1 protein-coding gene is annotated in these 628 nt (G+C 69.1%); it reads left to right on the top strand.

Going from position 1 to position 628, the window contains the following annotated elements; translation table 11 throughout:
• The coding region (locus ACFFGY_RS22260) for an HK97 family phage prohead protease (protein WP_377046736.1) at positions 1–532 on the top strand (532 nt) is incomplete at its 5' end.
• Positions 533–628 lie beyond the last annotated feature (96 nt).

The raw sequence follows: 628 nt of genomic DNA, 5'->3' as shown, positions 1-628 counted from the left end.
CAAGTCCACGCTGGCAGATCACCGCGCGGCCGGCACCATGCCGGCGCTGCTGTGGCAGCACGACCAGCGGCAGCCGATCGGCGTCTACACCGCCATGCGCGAGGATGAGCGCGGCCTGTACGTCGAGGGCAAGCTGGCGCTGAAGACCCGCCAGGGCGCCGAGGCGCACGAGCTGCTGCAGATGAAGGCCATCTCCGGCCTGTCCATCGGCTTCATCACGGTGAAGAGCGAGCGCGACGAGCGCAGCGGCGTGCGAACGGTCAAGCAGGCGGACCTGTGGGAGGTCAGCCTGGTGACCTTCCCGGCAAACGGCTCGGCCCGCGTGGACAACGTCCGCGCCGCGGAGCGCATCCGCACCATTCGAGACTTCGAGGGCTTCCTTCGGGATGAAGGCGGTTTCTCGCATGCCCAGGCCCGCGCGATCGCGGGCGGGGGCTTCAAGGCTGCATCGGACCCTCGGGATGAGGACGGCAGCGCATCGGACCTGATGCAGAGCCTGCGAGCGCTGGATCGGTCCCTTTCGTCCACCTGATCACACACCCGAGGGGTCCTATGACCATCGAGACCATGAACCGCCACCAGCGCCGCGCTGCGGCGACCCTGGAGCGCCGTGACGGCGAGCCCGGCT

It is taken from the genome of Roseomonas elaeocarpi (assembly GCF_042433915.1).
GTDB classification, from domain to species: Bacteria; Pseudomonadota; Alphaproteobacteria; order Acetobacterales; family Acetobacteraceae; genus Roseomonas; species Roseomonas elaeocarpi.
Note: the sequence above shows the minus strand (reverse complement) of the source record. Positions and strands in the feature narration are given on the sequence as shown.